18 protein-coding genes and 1 pseudogene are annotated in these 26,756 nt (G+C 40.3%); 13 read left to right on the top strand and 6 right to left on the bottom strand.

Annotated features, from left to right (window positions below; translation table 11 throughout):
- Positions 1–110, top strand: a pseudogene (locus JKG61_RS23415) (IS982 family transposase); the annotation flags it as partial.
- On the opposite strand, the gene JKG61_RS22375 reads toward JKG61_RS23415, so the two are convergent.
- Positions 64–1,035, bottom strand: coding sequence for a hypothetical protein (locus JKG61_RS22375; RefSeq protein WP_202105238.1), 972 nt, complete (start codon positions 1,033–1,035; stop codon positions 64–66). The pseudogene JKG61_RS23415 and the gene JKG61_RS22375 sit on opposite strands and share 47 nt — an antisense overlap.
- 265 nt (positions 1,036–1,300) lie before the next feature.
- Here JKG61_RS22375 and JKG61_RS22370 point away from each other — a divergent pair, with 265 nt between their 5' ends.
- Positions 1,301–2,737, top strand: coding sequence for a LuxR C-terminal-related transcriptional regulator (locus tag JKG61_RS22370; protein ID WP_202105237.1), 1,437 nt, complete (start codon positions 1,301–1,303; stop codon positions 2,735–2,737).
- Positions 2,738–2,808: 71 nt separating this feature from the next.
- Here JKG61_RS22370 and JKG61_RS22365 read toward each other — a convergent pair whose 3' ends face one another.
- Positions 2,809–5,013: a S41 family peptidase gene (locus tag JKG61_RS22365; RefSeq protein WP_202105236.1), complete on the bottom strand. Its 2,205-nt coding sequence runs from the start codon at positions 5,011–5,013 to the stop codon at positions 2,809–2,811.
- Positions 5,014–5,177: 164 nt separating this feature from the next.
- Positions 5,178–6,140 (bottom strand): hypothetical protein, encoded by a 963-nt coding sequence (locus tag JKG61_RS22360; protein ID WP_202105235.1) that lies wholly within the window; start codon positions 6,138–6,140, stop codon positions 5,178–5,180.
- A 189-nt stretch (positions 6,141–6,329) separates the two neighbouring features.
- On the opposite strand from JKG61_RS22360, the gene JKG61_RS22355 reads away from it, so the two are divergent.
- From JKG61_RS22355 to JKG61_RS22340, 4 genes are all read left to right on the top strand, one after another.
- Positions 6,330–6,719, top strand: a complete 390-nt coding sequence (locus JKG61_RS22355) for a hypothetical protein (RefSeq protein WP_202105234.1) — start codon at positions 6,330–6,332, stop codon at positions 6,717–6,719.
- A 130-nt stretch (positions 6,720–6,849) separates the two neighbouring features.
- Complete coding sequence (locus tag JKG61_RS22350; protein ID WP_202105233.1) at positions 6,850–7,947, top strand: hypothetical protein; 1,098 nt, start codon at positions 6,850–6,852, stop codon at positions 7,945–7,947.
- A 570-nt stretch (positions 7,948–8,517) separates the two neighbouring features.
- Positions 8,518–8,964 (top strand): MauE/DoxX family redox-associated membrane protein, encoded by a 447-nt coding sequence (locus tag JKG61_RS22345; RefSeq protein ID WP_202105232.1) that lies wholly within the window; start codon positions 8,518–8,520, stop codon positions 8,962–8,964.
- An 83-nt stretch (positions 8,965–9,047) separates the two neighbouring features.
- A complete protein-coding gene (locus JKG61_RS22340) occupies positions 9,048–9,512 on the top strand; it encodes a hypothetical protein (protein WP_202105231.1) in 465 nt (154 codons plus the stop codon).
- A 62-nt stretch (positions 9,513–9,574) separates the two neighbouring features.
- On the opposite strand, the gene JKG61_RS22335 is transcribed toward JKG61_RS22340, so the two are convergent.
- The 3 genes from JKG61_RS22335 to JKG61_RS22325 are packed head-to-tail and all read right to left on the bottom strand — an operon-like array spanning position 9,575 to position 17,165.
- Positions 9,575–10,936: a TlpA family protein disulfide reductase gene (locus JKG61_RS22335; protein WP_202105230.1), complete on the bottom strand. Its 1,362-nt coding sequence runs from the start codon at positions 10,934–10,936 to the stop codon at positions 9,575–9,577.
- Positions 10,937–10,956: 20 nt separating this feature from the next.
- Positions 10,957–12,333, bottom strand: a complete 1,377-nt coding sequence (locus JKG61_RS22330) for a RagB/SusD family nutrient uptake outer membrane protein (RefSeq protein ID WP_202105229.1) — start codon at positions 12,331–12,333, stop codon at positions 10,957–10,959.
- An 11-nt stretch (positions 12,334–12,344) separates the two neighbouring features.
- Positions 12,345–17,165: a SusC/RagA family TonB-linked outer membrane protein gene (locus JKG61_RS22325; RefSeq protein ID WP_202105228.1), complete on the bottom strand. Its 4,821-nt coding sequence runs from the start codon at positions 17,163–17,165 to the stop codon at positions 12,345–12,347.
- A gap of 621 nt (positions 17,166–17,786) precedes the next feature.
- On the opposite strand from JKG61_RS22325, the gene JKG61_RS22320 reads away from it, so the two are divergent.
- The 7 genes from JKG61_RS22320 to JKG61_RS22290 all read left to right on the top strand — a co-directional run bounded on the left by JKG61_RS22320 (position 17,787) and on the right by JKG61_RS22290 (position 26,633).
- A complete protein-coding gene (locus JKG61_RS22320; RefSeq protein ID WP_202105227.1) occupies positions 17,787–18,377 on the top strand; it encodes a hypothetical protein in 591 nt (196 codons plus the stop codon).
- 28 nt (positions 18,378–18,405) lie between these two features.
- Positions 18,406–19,056, top strand: coding sequence for a hypothetical protein (locus tag JKG61_RS22315; protein ID WP_202105226.1), 651 nt, complete (start codon positions 18,406–18,408; stop codon positions 19,054–19,056).
- Positions 19,057–19,059: 3 nt separating this feature from the next.
- Complete coding sequence (locus tag JKG61_RS22310; protein WP_202105225.1) at positions 19,060–19,722, top strand: hypothetical protein; 663 nt, start codon at positions 19,060–19,062, stop codon at positions 19,720–19,722.
- A gap of 642 nt (positions 19,723–20,364) precedes the next feature.
- Positions 20,365–22,263, top strand: coding sequence for an AAA family ATPase (locus JKG61_RS22305; RefSeq protein ID WP_202105224.1), 1,899 nt, complete (start codon positions 20,365–20,367; stop codon positions 22,261–22,263).
- 58 nt (positions 22,264–22,321) lie between these two features.
- Positions 22,322–23,644, top strand: coding sequence for a hypothetical protein (locus tag JKG61_RS22300; RefSeq protein WP_202105223.1), 1,323 nt, complete (start codon positions 22,322–22,324; stop codon positions 23,642–23,644).
- Positions 23,645–23,667: 23 nt separating this feature from the next.
- Positions 23,668–24,456, top strand: a complete 789-nt coding sequence (locus JKG61_RS22295; RefSeq protein WP_202105222.1) for a hypothetical protein — start codon at positions 23,668–23,670, stop codon at positions 24,454–24,456.
- A gap of 221 nt (positions 24,457–24,677) precedes the next feature.
- Positions 24,678–26,633, top strand: a complete 1,956-nt coding sequence (locus JKG61_RS22290) for a hypothetical protein (protein WP_202105221.1) — start codon at positions 24,678–24,680, stop codon at positions 26,631–26,633.
- Positions 26,634–26,756: the final 123 nt, after the last annotated feature.

Below are 26,756 nucleotides of genomic sequence, written 5' to 3'. Positions count from 1 at the left end.
CAAATTTTGTATCCAACCTGGTTGCTGGGTTGATTGCATATGCATTCTTCCCTAAAAAACCTGCTATAAAATATCAGACTGTAAAAAACAACCAATTGTCCGCTTTTTAACAATCGAACTCAGGTTATAAATTCCACCGCCGTTACCTATTGCATAGTTTTGTATTACATGGACATTTTTCAATATTATTTCAGAATGTGGAGATTTAGAAATCGCAAATGGCGCATAAGCATAGGAGTAAATACCACCTCCCTCACTATCAGTCGAATTTCCACTAATCCTCGAATTGTTTAAGGTCAGGGTAATCTTTCCCGAAGTTGAAAGATAAAATCCACCTCCTGCATTTCTAGAAACAGTTGTATTCACCCAAATATCCCCACCACCATTGGCGTTACCTCCGGTTATCTCAAATCCATCTATAAAAACATTTAAGTCCTGATCGTCACCTGAAGCCATCACTACGTGATATGCATTTTCATCATTATTTTGAATGCTTAGGCTAGTCCCTAGTCCGTTTACAATATCATTTTCGTCCAAATCTCCACTCAGTATAGTTCCCATCGCCCCTATTGCGGATAGTACCCGCTCCGTTGGGCTGGACTCTACACCTGCAAATCCACCGTAGAGATGTACATTTTCCACCATCAAAAAGGTATTGTCACGCCCTTGGTCCGTACCGTAGTTTGCACCATCTTCAGGCGAATACTTAGGCTTGTATATGCCTTTGGCAACATACAGCTTTAAAGGAGCGCCGGACGTAAACTGAGTTTTATTATCGTTGGCCCATTTCAACGCATCCGCCAGTTCGGGTATAGCATTAGCCCAGCTATCGCCCGAACCCGTATAGCCCGCAGCGGTCTGATCGACGCTTTGATCGACATAAAGAATATTGCCTGTGCCAGGTAAAAAAACAACCGGAGTCAACGCCGTTTCCTGAAGCTCACGCCCGCCATTTATCCCTGCCAGAAGAGGTTGTACCAATAGAAAGCATAAGCTCCCAATCAGCGAAATAATAACCTTGTAATAATAACTCATAAGAATAGGATAACAATCTACTAATACCGCCAAAACTACTGCATCTGAACACTTATACGGCTATACCTTTTGGCTAGTTTTGTAAATAAACCGATCATTATTGCCTTCCTGAGGCACTAGGCGGCCTACACCATTCCCTATATAACCTCCGGCTATCCCGGACCTGATTGCGTGAACAGTTTTGTATCCTCTTAAATTCTTTCTATGTTTGGCTTCCGATTCTGACAATTATTTTATGAAATATCCATGTAGCATAAAGCCTATTATGAATACCCTTTGGGAGTATCTATCTTTTGTGGTACATACATTTTTACTAGCCATTTTCGTACTACTTTCAAGCGCAAGCGACAGCCGGGCAGGCAGCATGGACTCCTCAAATATTACCCAACTTAGCTATCAGCCTTTGCACACACACTCGGATCTTTACCACGCCCAGGACAGCTCTGGCGACACCTGGGTAAGAGGCCATATCGCCGACAGCCTACTCCATCATATTGTTCTATTCCAGAATCGCTCCATCCATATTATGGACTACGATCTATATGCCTATGAGGACGGGCAGTTGATCCGCTTAAAGAAAAATGTAGACCGCAACGGCCTGCAGGTCAAAACCCGATATCCGGTATATTATTATATACCGTCTGCAACCGAATATTACATCAATATCAGAAAATCGGATCCCCATGAGCTGCAACTATTCACCAATGAAATTGGGCGTTTTGGTCAATCGGCTTCGCTTATTATCCTATACTTCAGCATGTATTATGGGCTTGCGATAATGGTTATTCTCTTCAACGTTGTTTTTTACCTCATATTTACCGACCCACGGTTTATCACGTATGCTTTATTACAGCTCTCTATCTTCCTGACCTTCTTTTATGAGGATGGTATGTTATACTACTTCTCTAACCAGGAATGGATATTACCCTATTTTTCCATCTGGAACACCTCTGCTTCCTGTGTCTTAGCCGCAATATTCACCTATTATTTTCTCGATCTTAGGCAGCATATCCCATTTTTCGGTAAGCTAATGACTATAGCCGGGATCAGTCTATTCGCGACAGCTTCCCTTTATAGCTATAGCGATTGGTGGGGCTTCAACCTTATATCTTTACTTATTCGCTTTGCTCTTCCTGCTTTTTGTTTTTACCAGGCCGGTAAGCTATTCAAGACCAATCCGTACGCCCGTTTTCTACTTATCAACTTTGGTCTACTCGTTTTTGTGGGGATCGGCTATGCATTATACCGTCGTTATGATCTCAACTTTCTATCAATTTTCAATATACATACACTCAGACTAGCCAGCGCCATCGAAATTGTCGCCATTAGCTTTGCACTCATTTTTAAGGTACGGACCCTTCGTGAAGAAAACGCACGGTATAAAACCGAGCTGAGACACTACCTGTCGCTCTTAAGGCTGGATAAAGAACTTGAATATGAAAAAAACAAACAAGAAACCTCCACTTACACGCGGAGTGCACCGACAGATCGGGACCAATTTATGCTCGAAGAAATACAAGGACAGTTTCAATTAACCGATCGCGAAGTAGAGGTTCTACATCATATCTGGAAGGGCGACTCCAATAAAGAAATAGCCGAAAAACTATGCATATCGGTTCATACTGTAAAATATCACGTAGGCAAACTCTATGTCAAATTAGATGTCAGCACGAGAAGTGAAGTACGCTCACTCAAACCCTAATAAATCAGGGTTTGAGTGATATTTTACAGCATATATCCGGTAATCAGGCACATATCCGCGACAGAATACCATCATAACTTCTTATCCGCGTGCAGGGCAATAATCTCTAGCGCCTTTTCTATAAAGGGATCCCTTTTCTGCACCACATCATCCAGTGTATAGCCGACCTCATGATCTGGAGGTATACCGTTGCGATGATGCTCCGTACCGTCCGAGTTCACCACTTTTATCCCAGAAAATGTGACCGAGATATCCCCAGGCAGGTATTGATAGTTAATATTACCGTTAGCACCCGCTGTGTGCTTACCGATCAATGTACCGACTTTCCAGTATTTGATTACGTCCAAGAATGTTTCAGGGGCACTCTGCGTAGATTCCGCCATAAGAAAATAAAACTTTGCCTTGGGATTCTTATTCTCCGGTACATATACCTGCGGACCAGATACAAATTTTTTATTGGTGGGTGATAGTATGTGATATCCCAACATATTGCGCTGTACCACGGTATCGGTAATTAATTTGTTCAACAATTTTTTTTGTTCACTATCGCGCGTCAGGTATCCCCGCACGTCGAAGATAATATGTTTGGTAGGGTCGTCGATAAACCGTAGTAAAGTATCCGTGAGATTATTGTCCGATAAATTAAAATAGTAAGTACTATCATTCAACATCCGATTATCACTACGTTCTAAAAAAGAAGTGTACAAGTGTTTTTTGGGATGTCTAAAATTACGTACGGTAGTTATTTCCTTGTCGGCTTTCGTATCGACATCACCAAAGCTCAGTCTGACCTGCGAGCCTGACTGTCCATAGAGTAATCCAAAGACACCGGCATTGTTAATAAGGTTTGCTTCCGATCCTGTGGCAAAATACCGTTGTTTCTTCCACCTTTTTTCAATCGGCTCGCCATCGATAGCGATCAACCTGTCTCCGGGCTTTAACCTGCCGTCCAACGACTCATCATGAACTTTTTTGACATAGAATCCATCACCAAGATGAATCAACGTGATGGGGGCCGAAAATTCATATTTACCCTTCTGCAATTTATTATAATAGAAAATATGCGCATCCTTGTAAGCGTGCAACATCTTACGCAATGTAAAGTCATAGTCATCAAGGTCCTTACCTTCTAGCACCTCATTCAAGGTATGCCGCAGGAATTCTATCTCTGATTTTTCGTCAAATGGATTATAGACAAATGCGATCCTGAATACATTCCATATCAAGATAACATTCGTCAGTCTCAGGTTTAAGTCATTCTGGATCTCTGTGTCAAAATACAGGTTTTTGGGGAGTCCTTTATTATAGGGATAGTGTACAGCCGATACCGGAGCTAATGGATAAGTCTCCTCCTTAGTAGCATATACCGCCAATGGGAATTCTGCAGAGATCTGACCGGTGAGCTGTAGCCGCAGTGTATCTCCGATCTCATTGACCTCATCAAATAACTTCTGGTCATTACCAATCATCCGCCATTCCACTCCCTTTATGGAAGCCGGCACTTCCTCTACGGTAAGATCTTTGATGGAATACTTTTTTCCTCCGATACGGATAAATCCATCATGAGCAAGACTAAATGCACCCAGACTTTCTGAAAAAACAAGCTTTATCAGATAAAAATCCGCATCCTGAGGTATAGTATCCCGTTGTATATAGACCGAATCGCTTGCCGCCAGATTCATATCCTCTTTAAATGTATCGTTGACATAACACTTGAGCAGTCTATTATGCTCCGATCTGTAGGCCAGCTTTATTTCGTAGGCCTTGCCTGCCTGTCCCTGAGGAACTCTGATACGGATAAAATCGAAATAACTCAGGTTGGCATCTGCTATCAAAGAGCGACGGTCTGTCCGGATACTCTTAAAGGCTCCCGTCCGCCCGGTGTAAAGCTGCAGCCCCTTATGTTGTCTAGATACCGTCAGCTCCTTTTCTACCCGTTGAGGAGCCGTAGTAATCTTTTCGCCCGCGTAAGTCAGTTGCAGCGATGGTTCAATAGGCCTAAAATAGCGCGCCAACGAATCCACGAAATCCCTTTCATTGGCAGTAATCCTTGACATACGCACACCATTCCATATAATATTTTCCCATCCATCGGGCAAAACCATATTATTCACCATATCCGTTGGGGAGAAATATTGAATATCCCCGGCCAACCGGGCAAAAGCAATAAGGCGATCTAACTCTTCACTTCTATCCTGTGCCTGAATAGGAGCCCCTAACAGTAGACACTGTAACAGCGAAAACGTGAATAGCTTGATGAGGTTTACTTTATACATATCAAATGGACTGCTGTATTATATCCCTTTGAAATTCGAAATTAAAAACCTAATCAACAAGCGCTTACAACAACCTTATGATTATTTAACATTTCGAATATCTCTTACCAGAACAGACCTATCCTTAACAGAGCGCTCTATGAACTATATAATCGCCCCCATCCCTACACGCGCACGATCCGCAGATTCCATCCGCCTTCTTCCAGTTCGGGGATGCTGTCTATAAAGTTCTTTACATTCTGGGCACCATGGCGGCCTCCTGAGCACAGTTCGGGACTATGCGGACTATCGGGGCCGAACAGGGTGCCGGCCACTGTCTCATCGAGGATCAGATTTCTGTGGTCCTTTACCGGATATTGTACATACAGCATATTGATCCGTACGTTATTATTCAGCTGGACAAACCAGCTACCGAGCAGCCATTGCCCAAGCAGCTTGGGCTCAAACCGTGGCAGCAGGCGCTTCTGCCCATCGGTGAGGATAGCGAAGTAACTGTTATTCTCATACAATATAAAAACGACATCATACAATCTAAGCTTGCCGTCCTCTAAATACACCGTGGGATCCAGCACCTTGCGCAGTTGCTCCAGCAGCATATTGGGCAGGCTATATTCGCGCCAGGTCCCCATAGGGGCTTTCGGCGGAGCAGCAAAGATCTGCGTCTTTTTCTTTGCAAACAGGCGGTACTGTGGGCAATAATAGAAAAACAGCGCTGTGGCAAACAGTGGCAACAGCAGGAATGCAAAATCTTCCTTCCAATACCGGGTATTGGTCAATATATCGCCAAACCCTACCGAACCTTGGGTAGCGATCACTACGCCTACCTGCAGCAACACCCTGTGTATGACTATAGGGGGGATGACGGCAAATAGCAAGTAATTAGCCAGCAGCTTCACTTCCGCTTCGCGGTCTTTCGGCTTTTTGTCTGCTACAACGGCATTGTACGCCTTATTGATCATACCTACATAGACCATCATCACGACGACGGTGCCGACATAAACCCCCATAAAGGCCGGAGAACGGACACGCTCGAACGGCTCAGCCACATATATCGTAACATTGATCAGGTAGGCCGCTAAGAGGCACCATGGCAAAAGCAATAGGGTTTTTATGATAAATTGTTTCATATACTCTTAGTTTCGCATAAACTACAAAAACAGTACAATATTAAACATTTTTTGTACAATATAGCTAAAACTATCTTTTATAGGTCCGGATAATGTACAAAAAGTGTATGATATTAGTTTTTCCTACACAAATACTTGTTTTTTAACACTTTACTTATTTACTTACCGTCTTACCAAAATACAAATAGTATGAAAACCAAATTTGACAATGCAGGCGTATCCCGCGTCGAGCACATCATCCTTGAATTAGCTGCAAGCGAGCGCCGTATCGAAACCGACTACCTGCGTGCCCAGCCCGTGCAGTGGATCGACGAGCATTTTGACCTTACCCAGCGGCAACAGGAACAGCTGCAGTCTATAGATCCGGTATTCCTGCAGTGCATCGCTACAGCGGTGGCCGACAGCTGGGACCAGGGGCGGCTTATCAGCTTTTACAAGGAAGAACCTAGCGCCCGGCAAAGCGAAGACCGTAGTCCCAAGGACATTATCTTCTCGCGGCAGTCGACCCAAAGTCTTACCCTGGGCCAAGCTCCCGAGCAGGCCTTGGAACAGACTGCTATATGGATATGGTACCGGTAGCGAGTCGAAAGACAGGTTGTAAACTGTATCGTGCTCCCGACCCAAGTGGAGAGCCCGTTCTGTACATCGGAACAAGTCCTCCACGGGGTCGAGGTGACGTTTAATATTAACCGATTATTTTCCTTAAACTATGATATCTACACTAACACCATTACAGGATGCCGTAGAGCAGCAGCTTTCAGGCTCCGTCGGAACGCTTACAAAGCCCTCCCCGCCCATCGACGGATTGTGCGCACAGGCACTGTCCGAGATGGCCTCCATCTATAGACAGCCCCACAATCACGATACGATAGTGCAGGATATCAACCAATGCTATGTATCCATCAACCTCATGCTGGATATGTTCGGACTGTATAACCCCGCGCATCCTTATTTTCAATCCATAGACACCATGTTAAGCCGATTTGAGCTGCGCTATCGGCATTACATCCAGCCTGGCACTACCCTTTCGCTACACCGGCAGGAGCAACTGAAAAAAGAGGTGGCGCGTAGGCTACCACAGATTACGGGCAAGCTTATCCAAAAGAAGATAAATACAGCCTATCTTGATGAATTGAGTTATGCTATGGACAGCCTGTTCAATAGCGGTAAGATGCCCGAGCTGTGCTATGCGCACCTTTCGTATCTACCCAAACTTTTGGATGCTTTGAAAAACATGGCCGATGACGTGCGGGACAAAGCTTGGGCAGACCGCTATATACACCTGATGATACGTTTTAACTTTAATCACATGGGATTCTTCAACCGCTGGAAAGATGAGCAGGACCAACTATTTGAAGCAGCACTTCTGGAAGGCACTATTGCTGATGAGCTGATCCGATTAGAAGCCCAGTTGAAACAGTACAGTACGAACACAGAGATGGCTTTCTGTCTGCAGGACAAACCGCTATTAAACCACATGTCGGACTATCTGTCTATTCAAAAAAAGCGTATTAAGCAGCGTGTCGGTATAGATGAGCGCACAGAACAGCCCCCCATCACCTTACAGCTGAATGGCCATCAGACCAAATTGCTTTTTCACACCTTTTATGCCGTAGGATTATTTCCAGTGGGTACGAAAGAGGAGATCGCTAAAACTGTAGCCCCTAATATACGTACAGCGGCAGATATTCAGCTGAGCGCTCAGAGCCTGAGCAAGTATGACCGCGAAAAAATGATCAACCATGCCCCTTATCTGATACGTAAAGTCAAACTTATGCTCGAATTTCTTGAACAGAATTTTAAATAGAATGCCACTTTGCGCGCCAATTCATCGCTGGCACTCCCTGTACACGGTACCCGATCAGATATCCATATAATACACGAATGCTCCAGAAACACATCCTTTTTATCGGCTATATTTTAGGGGGAAATAATGGACATCAAGTATTCCCAGAAGGTAACTATTTTAAAAAAGTAGGGGCCGCCCCTCACCGCCCCCCTCTGCGCCCCCTGCGATCAGGTCTCAAAACACGACTGACGCTATCTTAAAGCTCCAAACCGACAAGAATCCAAAACTTTCAAAAACAGGCCAAAAATCCCCTTTGTCAGAACTCCCCCCCTTCCCCAGTACCCAAAAAGGCAGTTTGCCCCTCCATATTCCGCCCCCCTTACGAGATACTATTCGATATATCTTTGATTTTGAAGGCACACGATAGGTAGAAACAGGTGCATCGTTAGGCAGCTATCCCGAATCAGGTTCGGGGCAGCCCCCTAGCTGATAAGCAGACAACTTTGTCGTCATTCCGACCGCAGTCGTTCGCAGTGACGGAGAAGAAGCTGGCTTGATAACAGGATAACATACATAACAATAAAAAAAATGAAAACACAATGCATACATACCGCTAAGGCGCCACTATCAACCGGTATCGCATACCTATTTTTATTTGTATTTGTCTACACCGCATTTGAAAAGTCGGTAGACTTCCAAACGTTCGTTCAGGGTATGGCGCGGTATGAGGATTTCAAGGAGTATGCGATGCCTCTTGCAGCTACAGTGATAGGTTCTGAAATCCTAGTTGCGGCATTATTGCTATCTGAGAGGACACGATTGATCGGACTCTATGCCTCGCTGCTTCTTATGATAGCCTTTACAGGCGCACTATATTATATCACCTATGTGCTGCATTCCAGTTACTGCAACTGTGGTGGCTTTATCAATACGCTGTCCGCCACGCAGCATCTCTGGTTCAATGGCCTGCTGATCGCCTTAGCGATTGCAGGCATATACCTCCACCGGTTTAGATATCAACTTTCAATAAATTAATAACAGTAAATTTTAAAATCATGGAAAAAAAACATGTAATCCAAAAAACAATCAATTTTTTAAACAATTTAACAGACAAGATCATGAAAAATCAAGATCAGAACATGGAACAAGTGGAAGCCAGATCCACCAAGAGATTCGCAAGCTTAGGAACAGCTTTAGCGGTCGTATTTTTAGCACTGGTAGTAAGCTCTTTTACCGTATTGAAGAGAGGCGAAGTCAATCTGGCGCAGACCTGTTTTGAGTATACGGGTGCGGATAAAACAGCATCAGATGAAGAAGAAGCTACAGATCCAGGATCTTATGCCTCGGCAACCAGTAGCATAACCTGTCCTTTAGATGTAGAAACTCTTTGTGGTATATGCTTCGAGGTTGGAGACTTTGAACTAGATGAAAGTGGGAAACCATTGTTCTACTCAGCTCCAAATGTTCCCACTTCCTTAGGCGAGGTCATATTAGCTAACTGGGATAATCCAGCAATGCATGGTTTAAGCATTACAGCTGATAATGGCAAGACCGTAAAGTTATTATTTAGGGCTAAGAAGTAATAACTCCAAAAGACAGTTAATTAATCCCTCTTTGATCAATTTTCAAAGAGGGATTTTAACATTTAGTCTCTCACTATTATCATATTTATCTTTTTTGTCCCTTTAACCAATGTAAGATTATTAAATTCCAAGATCCGCTGAAAATCCTGGAAGGTATTAACTTTTTTCCATTCCTCTCTATTAGGCACCACAGCCCTACATTTAATTGGCACATCCTCTCCTAAAAAAACATAAGGATTATTTGCTGCTAATCTAAAATAGTTATTCAGTAAACTGTTATAGTCCCAAATAAGTGTCAAATCCTCGTATTTTAAAGCTTTCATTTTTTCCTCTATCTCTTTTTCTGAAAGTTTAGGTCGGTTATCGACCTTTTTCAAATAATAACAAGGTATTTCGTTCTCTTCTATAGTAACCTTGCTTCCATATCGTATGCCAAAGTAACGATCCAGGTCCTCTTTCATATATTGTGAGGCTTGCTTAGTAGATACAGTTTGTGGAAGAACCTGTTCGTAACAGTACAAGCTATGTATGACGTATTCATCTGTTTGTTGATATTTCGGAATTATCCAATTATCATATTTAAAGATATCTTTGACCTCAAAGGAAAAGCGATTTATTTTATAATAATTCTGGTTAGGCCCGTATACATTTGATTTCCAATCCTGTTCTAAGCTACCTAATAAGGCATAGCTATATAATTCGGCGACTCTTCTATTTATAAACGTATTTCGAACCGTCTTTAAAACAGTGTCTATTTGATTCAGCTTTTGCCCACCCATTGGGTAGTAGTCTAAGTTTACCGGTGCGAAGAAGGAATATATATCGCTACCATTTGGATTGGTCTGATTGATAATCTTTAACAAAGTTGGCTCATCATCGGCAAGACCATATACTTGCCCTGATGTTAAAAACGATATTTCTTTTCCATCTAGAACTTCCTGAATTTTTTTTGCATGAATATTTTTGCTTAAGCTGGTGTTCAAGCGGAGAACCCCTTCTGGATCGATCCATACATAGTTCCCTGCAAACTGATGAGGAAACAGCTGTGCAAAGACCTGTTCATCTATTATGGAAGGCATTCGAGTCAGTTCAGGAGCTATACTTTTTCGTGTTTTAAGCCTGGCAGCCACTTCGTCCTGGGTTTCCCGGATATTGACCAGTATAATGATTATTTTATCCCCGAACTCTTTTTGGAGTTTTTCCATTCGAGGGAAACCAGCGATACAGGAGCTGCAATAGGTGCTCCAAAAATCAAAAAAGACCAGCTTGCCTTTAAAATCAGAAATCTTTGCGGTAGACTGTTCATAGTTTTGAATAGCAAATTCGAAGTCAGGCATCTTATCGCCTATCTGCAAGGCTTTGTATTGGGCATTGACTTGACGACATAACAGAATTAGTAGAAATATTATAAATGTATTTTTCATTTTATCAGTAGTTTAGATTATTATTGGTCTCTTAGATTTTGCGGCATTCCTGAGCGGTTGATAACCTCATCTGGAATCTGTAACACCCATCTTGGATCATTAGGTGCCAGCAGATACTTTTGTCCATTCACATTACGCTCCAGGCTGATATTCCGTCCTTCCAGATTAAACCGGCGCAGATCAGACCAGCGTAGTCCCCGGTAAACCAATTCCTTTCGGCGTTCGGTCAGGATTTTTTCTAAGGCATCTGTAGCAGAAGTAGCCGTAACATTTGGATAAGTCACCGTATTATTCCAACGCGCTTTGAGTAAGGTATTCAGATCGGCTAGCGCTAAGTCTGTTTTACCGTCTCTTGCATAACATTCCGCCCGGTTTAAATACAGCTCCCCGGTGGTGATGCCGTTAAATACACCGGGAGGATTGTATTCTCCATCATAGCAACCATAAAATTGTTGACTCCCCAAATTTGTACCCAACATTTCCTTAAAGAACAATTTCTTTCGAAGATCATCGTTTGAGTAAGACCTATAGAGTGCGGTATCTATCCGTCCTCTAGCATTCCCAATTATACTGAGCGTATTCCCACAATAGCTGTAAAAAACCGTCTCTTTATTGAAACGCTTAAAAGGCAATGGATCTAGCTTTATATCATTATAGTCGATCAAATCTGCATTAATCTCCAAACATAGATCTGCGCATTTACCCGCATTCTGATAATCGCGCATCGAAAGGTAGCAACGGGAGAGCAAGCCATACACCGCTGCTTTACCGGGTTGTGTCGGAACATCCGATTGTTGGGGTAAGAGATCCAAGGCCAGCAATAAGTCTCCTACAATTTTACCGTAGGTTTCCTGCACAGTAGCGCGTACAGAGGGCGTTTCAATGACTGTCGTGGTGCGCAACGGAATACCCGGGTCTGTTTTGGCCGTTTCCGAGTAAGGTCTGCAGTATAGCTGTGCCAACTGATAATACGCAAATGCTCTATAAAACAGCGCCTGACCTTTAATGCGGTTATACTGTACCCGATTTTCAGTTGTCTCTTTGAAATTCTGCAACTGATCCAACACCACATTCGGATAGTATACCATACTGTTATACAAGCCATTCCAGGTTCTATTAGACTGAACTTTGGAGTCCCAATGGTAGAATAATTTACCATCTGATTCGGTAGCAGCCAGCCAGACCGAAGGCTCTACATAGTAATTATCCGCCAGCACTTCGGGCATAGAGCTGTTCTGAATATATAAATTACGGAGGTTCATTAAAGCCTGTAAGTCTTCTAAACGGTTAGGTCTTGTTAAATACTTAAATGGTTTTTCATCCAGATATTCCTGACAAGAAAGTACACTAAGAGACAGGATGATTAGGAACAGTCTAATCAATATGATTTTTTTCATGATAATAGGATTTAAAATTGAAGATTACACCCCATTGTCCAGACTCTTGAGGAGGGGTAAGAATGGTATTGCGATGGATACGATAGATCAGGATCTAATCCCTGCTTATTAGCGCGCCACAGGATGATATTTAAATTGCTGGCATTCAGGAAAAACTGTATGGCTTGCACCGGTAACTTAGGTAGCGTTCCCTTATTAAGCGTATATTGCAGACGGAGATCCCGCAAACGTATATGATCTGCGCGATGTACATTCACTTCCGAATTCGCGTAGAAAGAATCACTTCTGCTATCAGCGGGATAGATCATCGCAGGAACCGTTGTGCTGTTCTCATCGCCAGGTGTTTGCCAGCGCTTATAGTAATCGGCATGTCCAAGGCGGTTTACACCGAACAAGGTCGCATACTGAATGGTATTCGCTCTAAAATAGTAATCCAATTGATAGGCGATATTGGCCGATAAACTGATGTTTTTCCAACGGAACGTATTATTCAGGTGACCATAGATCAGGGGCATACTGGAACCATGAAAGATCTGGTTCTGGATGGAATCATTCCCTATAGCCCGATAATCTTTGGATAGCTCTCCATTCAGGTAGCCCTGCGGGTCTCCATTGAAGGGATCTAATCCACCCCATTTATAACTCGATAATCCATAGGCGATCTGTCCCTCTGTAGGGTTTATCATGTAGCTAATAAAGTCCGATGCGCGATAACCGTTGTCGGCAAATTTTGTAACAATCGACTTTACATAGGAAAAGCCAAAGCCTGTAGTCCAGTCCATAGCGCCCTGTATATTGCTGCTCTGAAGATTGAGCTCTGCACCATTGGTCTTTAAACTGGCCGAATTGATCTGTAGCTTTTCTATACCCGTAGTTGGATCAATGGGCATGTTTGCGATAAGGTCTACGGATTTTTTATGAAAGTAATCGATATTACCCGATAAGCGATTATTTAATAGACTAAAATCAATACCCGTATTGATTGTTTTTATCTCTTCCCAACGTAAAGTAGGATTAGGGGGGGTACCTATGGTCGCACTTATCAGATCTGTAAATTCATCGGGAGATTGATAAGTTAATGTCATGAATCCCGTAATAGGCACCGTATTACCCATATACCCAAAGGATCCCCTAGCCTTCAAGGAATTCACCCAGGAAGAATCGAAAAACTCTTCATTAGCTATGTTCCAGTTCGCTCCTATCGACCACATAGGCTTCCACTTGTTATTGGTGGTCACACCAAAGAAATTGGTACCATCACGACGCGCACTGCCGTACAGGGCATATAAGTTCTTATACGTATAAGAAGCATTGGTCAGGAAAGATACAAACCGGCTTATATTTCCCGAAGATACGCTGCTACTCAAAGGCAGCTTCCCCGTTGTGCCAGCTATACGCTGGAATACAGGGTACGACACATTGTAGTTCAGATCCCGCTTGTAAGTCTCATGCTCATCGTCGTAGCCTAAAAAGGTATTAACGCGTTTGCTATTTACCGACTCGGACCGCTCGGCCACCAGCATAGCAGATAGGCTATGGTTATTCCAGTTTTTGGCATAATCCAATTGTCCCCGGATGTGTTCACTCTTTGTTTCTAGGTCATACAGGTTAAGATAGCCTCCCATAGGCATTTCACTCTTGGCCACTCCCCCATTGATAGCGGTAAAACGATTGACCAGATCACGTACATAATAGGTATCCTGCGTAAAGTGCTCTTTTTGGAACCCCATCTGTGTGCGGTAATTGTAACGCACAGCAGCTGTCAGCCCGTCGATAATGCGATAGCGGGCACCGATATCCAGATTAATGGACTGGGTATGGCTATTATTGTCTGCTAAGCGTATTTCATCCAGGGGACGGTACTGCCAGTCCAACAATTGGCCATTGCCTGCTGTATCCAGATAGCTCCGTCTATACTGCCGGCTGGTAGGCAGCGGATTACCCAGCCCATCGGCCAGCGCTTCGTAAGGAATCGTGGAAAAAATAGGCAGAGCCGCCGCTGGAACAGCCGCACTTGTATAAAACAAACCCGTATTTACCTCCAGGTTCTGTATAGGCCTTAAACCGTAATTCGCTTTCAAGGTGTAGTCCCTGGCCGGCTTAACATTCTGTATATTGGTGCTGTTGGCATTATAACCAAAAGACAGTGCATAATTGGCGTTGGCCGATCCGCCGCTCATCCCCAGGTGATGCTGCTGCTGTACAGCGCTTCGGTATACATAGCGCTCCAGGTCGCGACGGATATCGTTCTGCATGAGGGCTCCGATCTGCGCATCCGCAGTAGCCTGATCTATTTCATTTAACTTCAGGCGGTTCAATATCTCTATCACCGGGGAAACCACAGGCCGTGTCGTTGTATTATTCAGTTCTGCTGTATAATGCTTTTCGTCGAACAGGAAGCGCTCTATATCTATAAAATCGCTGATCTCGATACGATCATACGCATACAGATCCGGCTTTTCGGTAATACCGATATTGGAGCTAGCCGAAAAATTAAGCTTTTCATTGTATTTTCCTTTCTTGGTTGTGATAACAATAACCCCATTGCCGGCACGCGCACCCCATATGGAGGCCGCTGCAGCATCTTTCAAGACCGAGATGTCCAAGACATCATTAGGATTGATGCTGTTGATATCAAAACGCTCATCCATAGGGAAGTTATCCACTACAATTAAAGGAAACATGGCACTGGTGTAGAGGGTGCTTAAGCCTCGTATGGCAGGCCTGCTCGTTGTTTCCCAAGGGAATAAAACCCCGGTCATATTCGCTTTCAATCTTTCAATGATTCCCTTTCCGGCCTGATTATGAAAGGCGGTACTATCCAGTTTGGAGGCAGCGCCTACAAAGCGTTCGGGGCTGATATGCTGATACCCTGTCGAGACCACCTCCACTTCGGCTATTTCCCTGCTGCCGACCTGCAGCTGTATACTTAAAAAAGTAGTTGTATTATCATAAGCAACACTTTGCTCTTTATAACCTATATGTCTAATTATTAATGCCCCCTTCGGTTTATCTACAGCGATACTAAACATGCCTTTTGCATCGGTACGAACTGTCTTTTTACCACCAGTGACCGTCGCCCCTTCGATGATCTGCCCATCGGCAGCCGAGCGTACTTCCCCAACAAGTACTGATCCCGGCTGCGTCTGAGCGACCGCCTGTGTGACCACAAGCGGACTAAACAACACACAGAATATCATTAAAGCTAATAGCTGATAACCTTTGACCAATTGCATACACCACACACTTCGTACGTCACCTCGATTTCCCCTCCCGTCATATCGATTGTATCCGCCAGTTGGCGGAGGAATAGAGAACCCCGAAGGGCTCTCGGAACGAATATCTAAAAACTTTGCAAAAGGATTGACTTGTTTTAAAGCGATTTGCCGACCTCTATTTTCTTTTACGACCATAGACTCCATTTTGACTCTAAACTCCTCACAGAGCTCCCGAAAACCCTTTAAAATCAAACGTTTCTCCCGCAGCTCTTCCACCACCTTCCCGTCATTGCGCCTTGGAGGAACTACGCCGAAGCAATCTCGATCCCTTTCCAAAGCCACTGCCGACTTACCGTCAGCATGTAGGTCTTTGGTACCTATTTGGTAGCTCTCCAGTACCTCTTCAGTACCTTTACCCCCACTATTCAGTACCTTTCCCGTACCTTTAGGGTACCTTTCCTGTGGCTTTTCGGCACTTTTTATTGTGTCATTCATGTGTGGTTCATGTGTCAAACATGTACCGTTGTTGTCTTGAACATGTGTCGGACATGTGTCAGCGATGTACCGTTTATGTTTGTTTCTTGTTCGCTGCATGTCTGTTTGATGTTCAGAGAAGGCGCATAGAAGGTTCAGAGGAAGTCTTGAGGCCTCTGCGCCCTCCGAATGATTCTGAAGGATTATGAACGATTTCGAAGGATTATGAATGCTTCCTAGTTCATTCCTAGTTGTTTGGTAGTTCATTCCTAGTTCAACGCTAGTTATAGGCTGTGTTAAGGCTAGTTCAACCTTAGTTCGGGCACCCTCTGCTTCGACACTCCTTCGGAAGCTGTTCGACTCGCCTTCGACAGCGCTTCGGGACGTGTTCGAGACTTCTTCGAGACACCTTCGGGTGCTGTTCGACTCCGCTTCGAGTGGGCTTCGAGTCGCACTCGAACAGCACCCGAACAACACTCGAACAACAGTCGAACAAGTGTGCACGCAGGTACGACCCAATCTCAAAGCCACACCGAACCAACCTACTACGCCAGCCGAAGCACGCTTAGTGTATGCCCTAAGTATTCCCCAAGTATGCGCTCCCTCCCACCATTTTCTTACCTCTGCCTTACTAAAGCCATACCGTAGCCTTACTAAAGGTAAGGTGGCAGTAAGGCCACAGTAAGGCGGAGGTAAGGCAGCAGTAAGGTGGCGCCCGAAGAAAGAGTGAAGAAAGTCCGAGCTTTTCACCTTGTTGCCCTCTTTTTCCTCTCCTAGACTTCGCTTGCACTTTACACCGAAAAGCAACCTACCTTGACCAAGCAAAGTACTGCCTTTCCCCAATGAACTTCCGATCGATTCCCGATCAAACCCCGATGGTGACCGGGGATTCATCGGGGATCCATTGGGAATTAACCCGGTTTTGGTAGAACCAAGGCAGAACAAAGGCAGGTCCTGGGCAGAACGAAAACTACCCCTGTCTTCGCCCGTTGTACCGTCACTGCGAGACCGCCCAAGCGGTCGAAGCAGTCTATCATTAATATTTATCAGGCGTCCAGAAAGGTCTTTGTCATCCGCCAGCGGTCGGACACATCTCTGCCCTTGGGGCAATCCTCTTCCACCCCCATTAAAATTCTTCATTTTTTGGATTCATTAGTGTGACCTAATGAGGGCGGGCCTGAGAGCTATTTCTATCAATAACCAACCGTACCTAATCCTTGATCAGGTCACACGGTTCAATAAAATAGTTAACTGAATATCAAGGATGTGCCAAATGAGAGTTCAAGTAATATAATCGGTTTATAATGCACATCGCAAGAAATAGAAAAGTCATCCTAAATGACTAAGCATCCGAAGCTACTCGGGGGCCGAAATAATGTTTTTTGTTCTTTGTTTTAAACTCATACTCGCTATTGGTTAACGAGTCTTGGACCTGTAGAATCGATAAGTGCGGGACTACATGCCGTGCCTGCTCATAAAGTTTCTGACGCCTTACGTAACACGGACTGACAGTAGGCCCACACCTATCTTAAAAAGCAAATATAGTAAAATGCCTTAAATAAGGATAGATATGGGTATTTAAACTACTGCCTTGCGTTACGGCGTCAGAATATGTAGGCGCAAGACTCTGGATTTAAACCCCAAAATTCTTAAGAAAACAACTATTGTTTTCTTTCTAAATCAAAGATAAGTATTAGCTCTTATAAAAACAAATTATTTACAGCACAAAGCATACATAGAGATAGTGGCTTTATTTATAATATGAATAAAAACACCTGGTATCTGTTTCCTATAGATCTATATATAATCATTCAAGTAAGAAAAATTAGACTTGACTTAGATATTTCTGGTGAAGAAATATCAGAATATCTTGACATGAATGAAAAGTATATTGGGCATATGGAGAGCGCAGGGAATAATTCGAAATACAACGACGAAGTATTAAACAAAATAGCAATGTACTTCTCTATTGTAGCTCGTAAACGACAACAAGAACTAATCGATTCCAAGGATGATACAACGATTAAAACCGATTATACAATTTATGATTTCTATCCGCAAGAAACCTTATCAGACGATAAAGTAATTAAACAAATCCCTCCTATTCCAGAGGGGGCAGGTCCTGCGGCCACCCTAAGAGTACTAATTGAAACTGGCTTTTTCCAAAAGGCAAAATCACTTGAGGAAATTATTTCAAAATCTAACGAACTTCAAAACCAAACCTGGGAAGCCAAGGACTTTACTCGTCCATTAGACCGAGCCGTTCGAGGTCCAAACAAGACGTTAATAGTAGTCCTTAACAAACATGGGTTGAATACCTATAAGCTTTTTAAAAAGACTAAAAAGGATTAGTATATTTGCTCAAGCAGTTGCCGATATTATGAAATCCAGATTCATCGAAGTAGAAAAACTTGAAATGCCAATGGTAGAGATTGAGAAAATGCTCAATGTCTTTTTACTTAGAATAGCCAAAGGTTATAGCCAATATGAGTTATCTTTTCTACTAGGTCAGGAAGATTTTTATATTCGGAAAATTGAGGATATAACCCATACCCTTGAGTATAAAATCGAAAAATCAAATATATTAAGGCAGATTTTCAATTGCGAATTTGCAGCCATAGTCCCGAATACCAATGTCACTCCCAGCTATACAATTAAGATCTTTGAACACAAGGATGAAACGGAGGGTATCACATACAAAGCCGAAAAAGTATTTGCCGACGGAACTGTAAAGGAAATTGCCACATTTGGTACAGAAGACAAGGAACTGCTGCTGCCATCGGAAAGCACAGTCACCGAAGAAGAAGTCACGGCGTGGATATTAGCAAAATGCCAGACAGACTACTTCAACGAATCAAAAGCAGCCCTCCAAATACTCAAGGACTACGAAGCAGAACTAGAACAACCAATCCGTCCCCTATTCCTCGCCAACGCTCTAAAATCCTGCAACGGAACAAAAGGACTGCCAAAGATCAACAGGAAGAAGGATGACAATGCGAGGTTTGTTTATAATATTATATCAAACAAATAAGCAATGGCACTAGAATTAATACCTGTTATAGAAATTGGATATAACAATCAGGACGTTCCAATACCTGACAAATATCCTTTTTGGGAACACCCCATATTATGGGATAAATACAATTCCGAAAGCTACAAAAAAGCAGGTTTTAAAGACGAGTTGAAGCCATATTTGGGGGGATCATCGTTTTACAGAATTGACGAAATCACGGACAGCAACTTGACGAAACTTGTAATTGACCATACACAAGAAATGAGGGCAGGAAAATACGACCGAGAACTTGCATGTGCTTTATTTGGAGGTTATGTTCTACGTATTGACCAACAAGACAAATATTATCCACAATGTTGTGGTGATCTTTCTGATATCCATTATTGGGAAAAACTTGCAAACGGAGAAGATGGCTTTTATGCGGGCCATCCGCAACCAAAAGTAAAAGTAGATTCTAAAACGATTACTCTTGACTTTTATGTAAAAAAGTCTGAAGAACCCTTTGTTCCCACACTAGAAAATATAAACGTTTCATTTGACATTTCATCCCTAAAGGCAGCAATTGAAATTGTAAAACAGGAACTAAAAAGTTTTGAAGCAAGACTTGAAAAGATAAATAGGGAAAACAATTTAAATATTGAAGAAATTGGCGAACTGTTAATATGGAATGATGATAACTATTAATAATAGGAGAAGGAATAGCTAATTAGAATGACTCGTGATTTTATACGGAAGTCGAATCCCCCGATGGTGCAAGCGTCCTCGCTTGTAACCATATTAACCTTTCAAACCTCTAATCCATTAGATCATGGGGATACTTCCCTACTTATCTCCCTAAAAATAAACAGAATATAGCTGACTACACCGACTCGTGATATAATACGGAAGGCGGATCTAGCGATCAGATTGTGATTTCTTAAAATGATCTAGCCGATTTTCGTAAACTTCTTTCTGATGCTCGGTGTATCTTGAATCTACCAAATGGTAGAGAACAAACGCTATGATAATAACAGAAAAAGCAACTAAAATATAGATTAAATAACGTATATACTTTTTCATTATGACACACACACTGTTATAGTGATAAAAGTTGGCTCATAACGTGAAGATACAGAATAAAGAAATTGGAAATAAATCAGACTGGAATATTGTTTCTGAAGAAGGTTAAAGAAAAAACATTTTACAGCCTAGTCTCTGAAAATGATCATAATTCTATATACTCGAATCGTCACTACAAACTCATTTAAAATAATTTAACAAGAAATGAATACTATACTTTATATACATATATTAGCAATACGAACATTACCAAGCTAATTATAACAAATGGAAGAAATATTAGACATTTTAATCAAAGAAGCCCCTCTACATAAGGAGATATACACAAATCTAAATATTGATCAGGAAGACTTATCTATTTTTGATGACCTATTCAGAGTTGCCTCAAAAATAAGAAGCCAGTTAGACACTTCTGATATTGATAGCCCATACAAAGAACTATATAAAAACAAATTCGATGAGATTTTAAGTAATCTCGTATTTCGAGGAGCTTCAAATTCAAACTTCACAAATGGTTTAAATAGTTATGATCGAGAAAACTACATTAAGCGCTACCAAAATTCCTACAAATCCACACTTTCTCTATCAGTTAATAGTCTCGACTTTCAATTTAGGTTTTTTGAAAATGTGGGTTATCTAAAATCCAACCTTGTATTAATTGGAGCAAACGGTGCTGGGAAAACTTCTCTTTCTAATAAACTAAAGGAGTTCTTAAATAACAATGGTGTTGTGATTTCTGCTCAAAGAATATTAAAACTTCCGAATTTCGCGTATGTAAATAATCCACAAATAACAGAGCAAAAACTAAGAGAAATACAGATTAAAGATCACACATATAAAGATGAAAATTCTTTTTATGGAATGGCTGATGATTTTGGAATTATCCTTCAGCATTTAATAGCGGAACATACGGTGAGTGCTCATCAGTATAGAGCACAGGCAATTGATGAGAATCGTAATGAAAAGAAAATATCTGCTCCCCAAAAGACAAACCTAGATGCTACCATCAATATTTGGAATTCTTTAATACAGCATCGATATATTAAATGTGAAGATGGCATTAACATTAAAACCTACACCAAAGACCGCAACGAGGAGTACGAAAGCATACGAATGAGTGATGGTGAAAAAGTTTTATTATATCTAATAGGTCAAGTACTTCAAGCACCTAAAGATGGTTTCATTGTTGTCGATGAACCAGAGATGTATCTTCACAAAACTATTTTAAACAAACTTTGGGATGTATTGGAAAGTGAAAGGGAGGATTGTAAATTTTTCTATCTAACACATGATCTAGACTTCGCTAGCAGTAGAAAGACTGCTAAAAAAATATGGATAAAGTCTTATATTCATCCTGACGACTGGGACTTTGAAATCATTCCTGAGAATGAGATTCCTGAACCTTTGTTACTAGAACTTTTAGGCAGCAGAAAAAACATATTATTCTGTGAAGGAATAAAAGGCTCTAATGACGAAAAGATATATTCCTTACTATTTCCCAATTTTACAGTTACCCCCGTAGGATCTTGTTTCGATGTAATGAACCATACTAAAGCATTCAATAAACTAAATAGTACCAACACAAATGCTTTAGGTTTAATTGACTCAGACCACCATTCACCTGAAAGATTAACTAAACTAAAAACAGATAGTATTTTTAGTTTTTCAGTTTCTGAGGTTGAGAATCTTTTCCTAGATGAAGAGTTTTTGAAAATTTTTGCAGAATCAACATTATGTGATGAGACAAAAATTAGCCTTATAAAGGAAAATATCATTAAAGAACTTGATAAAACCAAAGAATTACAAATATCTAATTACATCTCCACCAAAACAAACAATATATTCACAGACAATGATTTATCAAAGGGGAACAACATTCAGGAAGTGAAAGACAACTACCAGACCTTTTTGAACTCAATAGATATAGATGATTTTTATGTAAAAAGAAAATTAGAAATCGAACAGATAATAGCTAGTAATGATTATGAAAAAGCAATTTCAGCATTTAACAATAAAGGTCTTAAAGCTATAGCCTCTCGACATTTTTCGATTTCTGATTTTACAGAAAGAGCCTTTAAATTGCTTCAAAGTAAACCAGAAAGTTTAGAACCTCTAAAAAAGTATTTCCCTTCAGAATTAGTTTCTAGTGGTCAGATTCCACATTAAACAACACAGTTCAATAAAAAGGAAGAAGAAATAATATAGTTTAATATAGCAGTTTATTATGAGCGATAAGATAGAAGACAACTCTTCGTATAAAAAGCTGAAACAACAATTTGAAGGAGTCGATGCTTTACGTAATATTCTCGATTTTTTTCCTATACCAGGATTAGATCCAATAGAGTTTGAAAAAGCACTTGAGCCATTCGTTGATTTGAAAAAAGAATTTGAAATAATTTCTAAAGCACCAGATAGATTCAATCATCATTTTGCTAAAAGAGGGTGGATAGCTCATGAGTCAATGAACGAAAGTCTACTTTTTTCTTGTATCGAGTTAGCTGAAAAGGGACAAATAGCTGAGGCTGAACAGAAGTTAATCGAATACTATAGTTCTGACAAAATGAAATGGTTAAAACATCAATTCAAAGGTTTAGAAGTTTTCCGTAAAAGATTTAGCTTAATCAACCTGGCATATGATGATACTATTGCAGAGCGCTACCATGCTTGTATACCAGTACTTTTAATGATTATTGATGGAGGTGTCAATGATATAGATAAAATCACTGGCTTTTTCGCGGAAAGAACTGATGTTACCGCTTGGGACTCTATTGCGGCACATAGCACTGGCTTAGCTACGTTAAAAGACATCTTCAACGACACCAGAGCAAAGACCACAGAGGAAGTAATAACTATGCCTTACAGACATGGCATATTACACGGGAGAGATATAAATTATGCCAACAAAACAGTAGCTGCAAAATGTTGGGCGGCATTATTTGCTGTATCTGATTGGGCAAGGGCTGTTAGAGATGGTAAGAAAGTAGCTCCTGAGCCTGCCCCAGAATTGACGGTAGAGGAAACTCTAGCACAGCTCCATGATAGTGTAAAAAAGTATGAACAACAGAAAGAACGTCGCACATTCGAACAAAAACTTTTAGAGCTTTGGAAAGCAAGAATTATCACCATCGGTCTCGACATTCCAGAAAAAGGCCACCATACAGATTATAAAGACTATACGCCCGAACAAGAAGCTGTCAGGTTTATTGAATATTGGTCTAGTAACAACTATGGAGCTATTGCTAAACAGATTCACCAATTTTCTAAATATAATTTCAAGCTTAGTTCAGAGGCTGGAAAAGTAAGAAAAGTGTTTGAAAACAAAATAATCCTTGATTATAAAATCGTCCAAGTTAAAGATACCTCTGCGTCCATCTCTGAGGTTATTCTAGAGGTTTCTTTTGAGCATAATGATGAACAATACGCAAGAGAGATTACGTTACGTCTTATTTACCAAGATAAGGATGGTGGAATGCTAATTAATGGTGAAACTGGAGGGCAATGGAGATTTGTAGAGAACTTCTTTCATGTGGTTGGATATAGTTATTAGTTTATATAAAGTTTAATCTTGTAATGAATAATAAACACAAAAAACTGAATTTTGCAATCTATGCGGTTTCTACACTTTCTATAATAACCACTATTATCTTAATTCTTAACCTTTACAAAGAGTACTCATTATTTGAAGGAGAACTCAATATGGAGCATACAGGATATGTGGGAGACTTCTTTGGAGGTGTTGTCGGCTCTCTAATAGGGCTATTAAGTGTCCTTCTGCTTTATAAAACACTGAGATTTCAACAACTTGAAATAAATAACAACTCTATTTCAAGTAAGCTGCAATGGTCTACAGATTTATTAATTAAATTGATATCTGATTTGAAAGCAGAAACCCATTATCAGACCATGCTTTCATTATCAGAAACCCTAGGTGAAAATGAAATGAGTCTAAGATTTATAATAGATAATATAGATCAAATTAAACTAAACTCCTCAAAACTCAATCATGAGTTTAAGGTGATAAATAAACTGATATATCAAGACTATTTCGATGTTTCAGAAATGAACCTTTTAAGATTGTTAAGCTACAATAGACTTGGTTACGAATTCTTTAAATTTTTAAATAATATACACGGATATATTAATCAAAGAGAAATACCAGCTTCCATTCAAGATGATTTAGATTTAACCATATCTTTTCAACAATTAAATAGAGATTTGGGAAGAGTCCTAATAAATATAAGTCATAAGAACAAGAAAGAAATCTTGGATATAATTAAAAATGACGAAATAGAAGACGATATAGCTAGTATAAGACTAGAAGATTGGCTGGCCGCTACTCAACCAAATACTAGTCGGTAAACCACAATCTAAATAATATTAATAAAGTTTTTTGAATTGGATATACAAAAACAAAACTTAACATGAGCGTTACTAAAATCCAATACATAATCATTAAGAAAAGGATTTCAAATAATCTTATTCTTCTTAATAACAATGACGAGAATAGAATATTGTATAACTTGAGATATTTCCCTACAGACCTTTTGCAATTCATTAATAACTTTGATTATTTTAATTATGTGAAAGAAAAAGATGGTAGTGGTATGCAAATTCTTAATTTTCACATATCTCATTTCATAGGCAATTCTATGCTTGATAATATTATCCAATTGTTAAATCATTATAATCGAATTTCTGTATTTCTCTTCAGCGCAGAGTGTCATTCTGAGGTTAAAGAAGCCATAGAAAATATTAGGACCAAAAGTACATTTGCTTACTATTATTCAGTTTATTCAAGTGATTATCTTGCAGAAATTAAGGGGGATAGTAGGTATTTCTCGAATGTCAATGAATTTTACAAAATAATGTACAGAGACTCAAAAAAAATATTCAAATATATTTCGAAACACCACCGAGGTTTGAAGAAGTCAAGTATAAACCTCCCAAACATGCCTTATATCAATGAAGAGTTTTTAAATTTCAAACCTATAGTTTCTAACGTACTAAATATTTACAAAGCAGATAACACTCCTTTTATATCACATCATCATAGTTGGGAAAAAGCGCCATTAGAAATCAGATGGCAAATAATTATTGAATCCCTTGAATCTCTTGATGAAATACATAAAAGTTGGGGGGAAGAAAAAAAACTGAGTGATCGTTTTTTTCTTCCTACATTAATCCTTGTTTTCCCTTATCACCACCCAATTATCAAGAAGGCTTTGGAAAAGCGGGGAAAAAACAACTACACAAAGATGTTTAATGCTGAACAAAATGACGATTACTTATTTGGTATAAAGGAATTGGATGACAGTGAAATTTCGCTTGAAAAATTGAAAGATGAAGCCAATCAAATTACTAGTACCCAAATTGAAGTGTTAGACGGTATAACCTTTTTACATTCAACTTTTCAATTTTCTCCATCAATTCGCTTTCCGATAAAAAGTTCAGAACTCAATTCATCTATTTCATTAGTTAGTCTCGGAAAAAAGAATGGAATACTAACTGGTAAGCATCCATACAAAGCAATTTTAAAAATTGGAAAGAAATTAAACAGTGTTTATCTTAAAGATGAGATCGAAAAGTACTTAAACAACAGAAATGGACAAATACTCGTGATATCAGATCTACCTATCGAATGGATTTTGATAAATAACATTCCTTTAGGTTTTATAACAGATGTTTGTAGAATTCAGGATTCAAACATACAAGGAATTATAAACAATTATTCAGCCTTTAGCAAGATTAGATTCCAACTTAGCTCTATAAGTGTTAAACGGACATTAGTGATTTTTAGTGATGACGATCAAGACAAAATTGATTTTATGACGTCATATAATCTAGCAAAATCATATCAACATAAATTAGGATTTGGAATTGAAATTGTCTCAAGCATTATTGAGATCAAGAAACTGATACAACAATTTGACCCAGAGATTCTTATATTTGACTGTCACTGTAATTTTGACAAAGACTCTTTAACGTGTTACTTAAAAATAGGGAACGAAAAAATATATCCAAAAGACATTGTGGCAAATTCAATAGCCGCACCAATAATTTACTTGGCTTCTTGTAACACCAACCCAAATTATGACAATTTAGACAAATTAAATGACGCATTTTTTGTTTCTGGAGCGCTAAGCGTGACTGGCACCTTTCTCCCAATTAACATGACAAAAGGTACTCTAACTTATCTACGTATGCTCAATTTATTAAATTCTAAAAATGAACGTTCGGCCTCAGGAAACTGGCTCCACTTAGTCTGTTTTACTATACGTACATCACTTATTTGGGATGCACGTATTAAATCACTTGAAGAATTAGATAGAGACCTTACATCAGAGGAGCATGAAAAATTTATAGAATTCCTTACACAGTTACACAATTTTGAAGAGCGAAAAACCGTTTTTAAAAGTCTTGTAGAAAAAGGAGTAAAATTGTCAGAAAATCTCAAACTAACTCTTAGTGACACCAACTTAGAATTCATGTATTATAACCACTATGGACGTCCCGATTTAATTATGTTTAAAGATTGAATATTCCGACAAAAGTACACCACGGATTCCGGACGAAAGTACACCAGGTTTAGTGACCAATAACCCGAGCTATTTTACAACTGGATTGTATTAACTTTTCAAACTTAATGATTTTTTTTCTTT

Source organism: Sphingobacterium faecale (genome assembly GCF_016746095.1).
Classification (GTDB): domain Bacteria; phylum Bacteroidota; class Bacteroidia; order Sphingobacteriales; family Sphingobacteriaceae; genus Sphingobacterium; species Sphingobacterium faecale.
The sequence above is the reverse complement of the archived record's forward strand: the minus strand, read 5'-3'. Positions and strand labels throughout refer to the sequence as shown.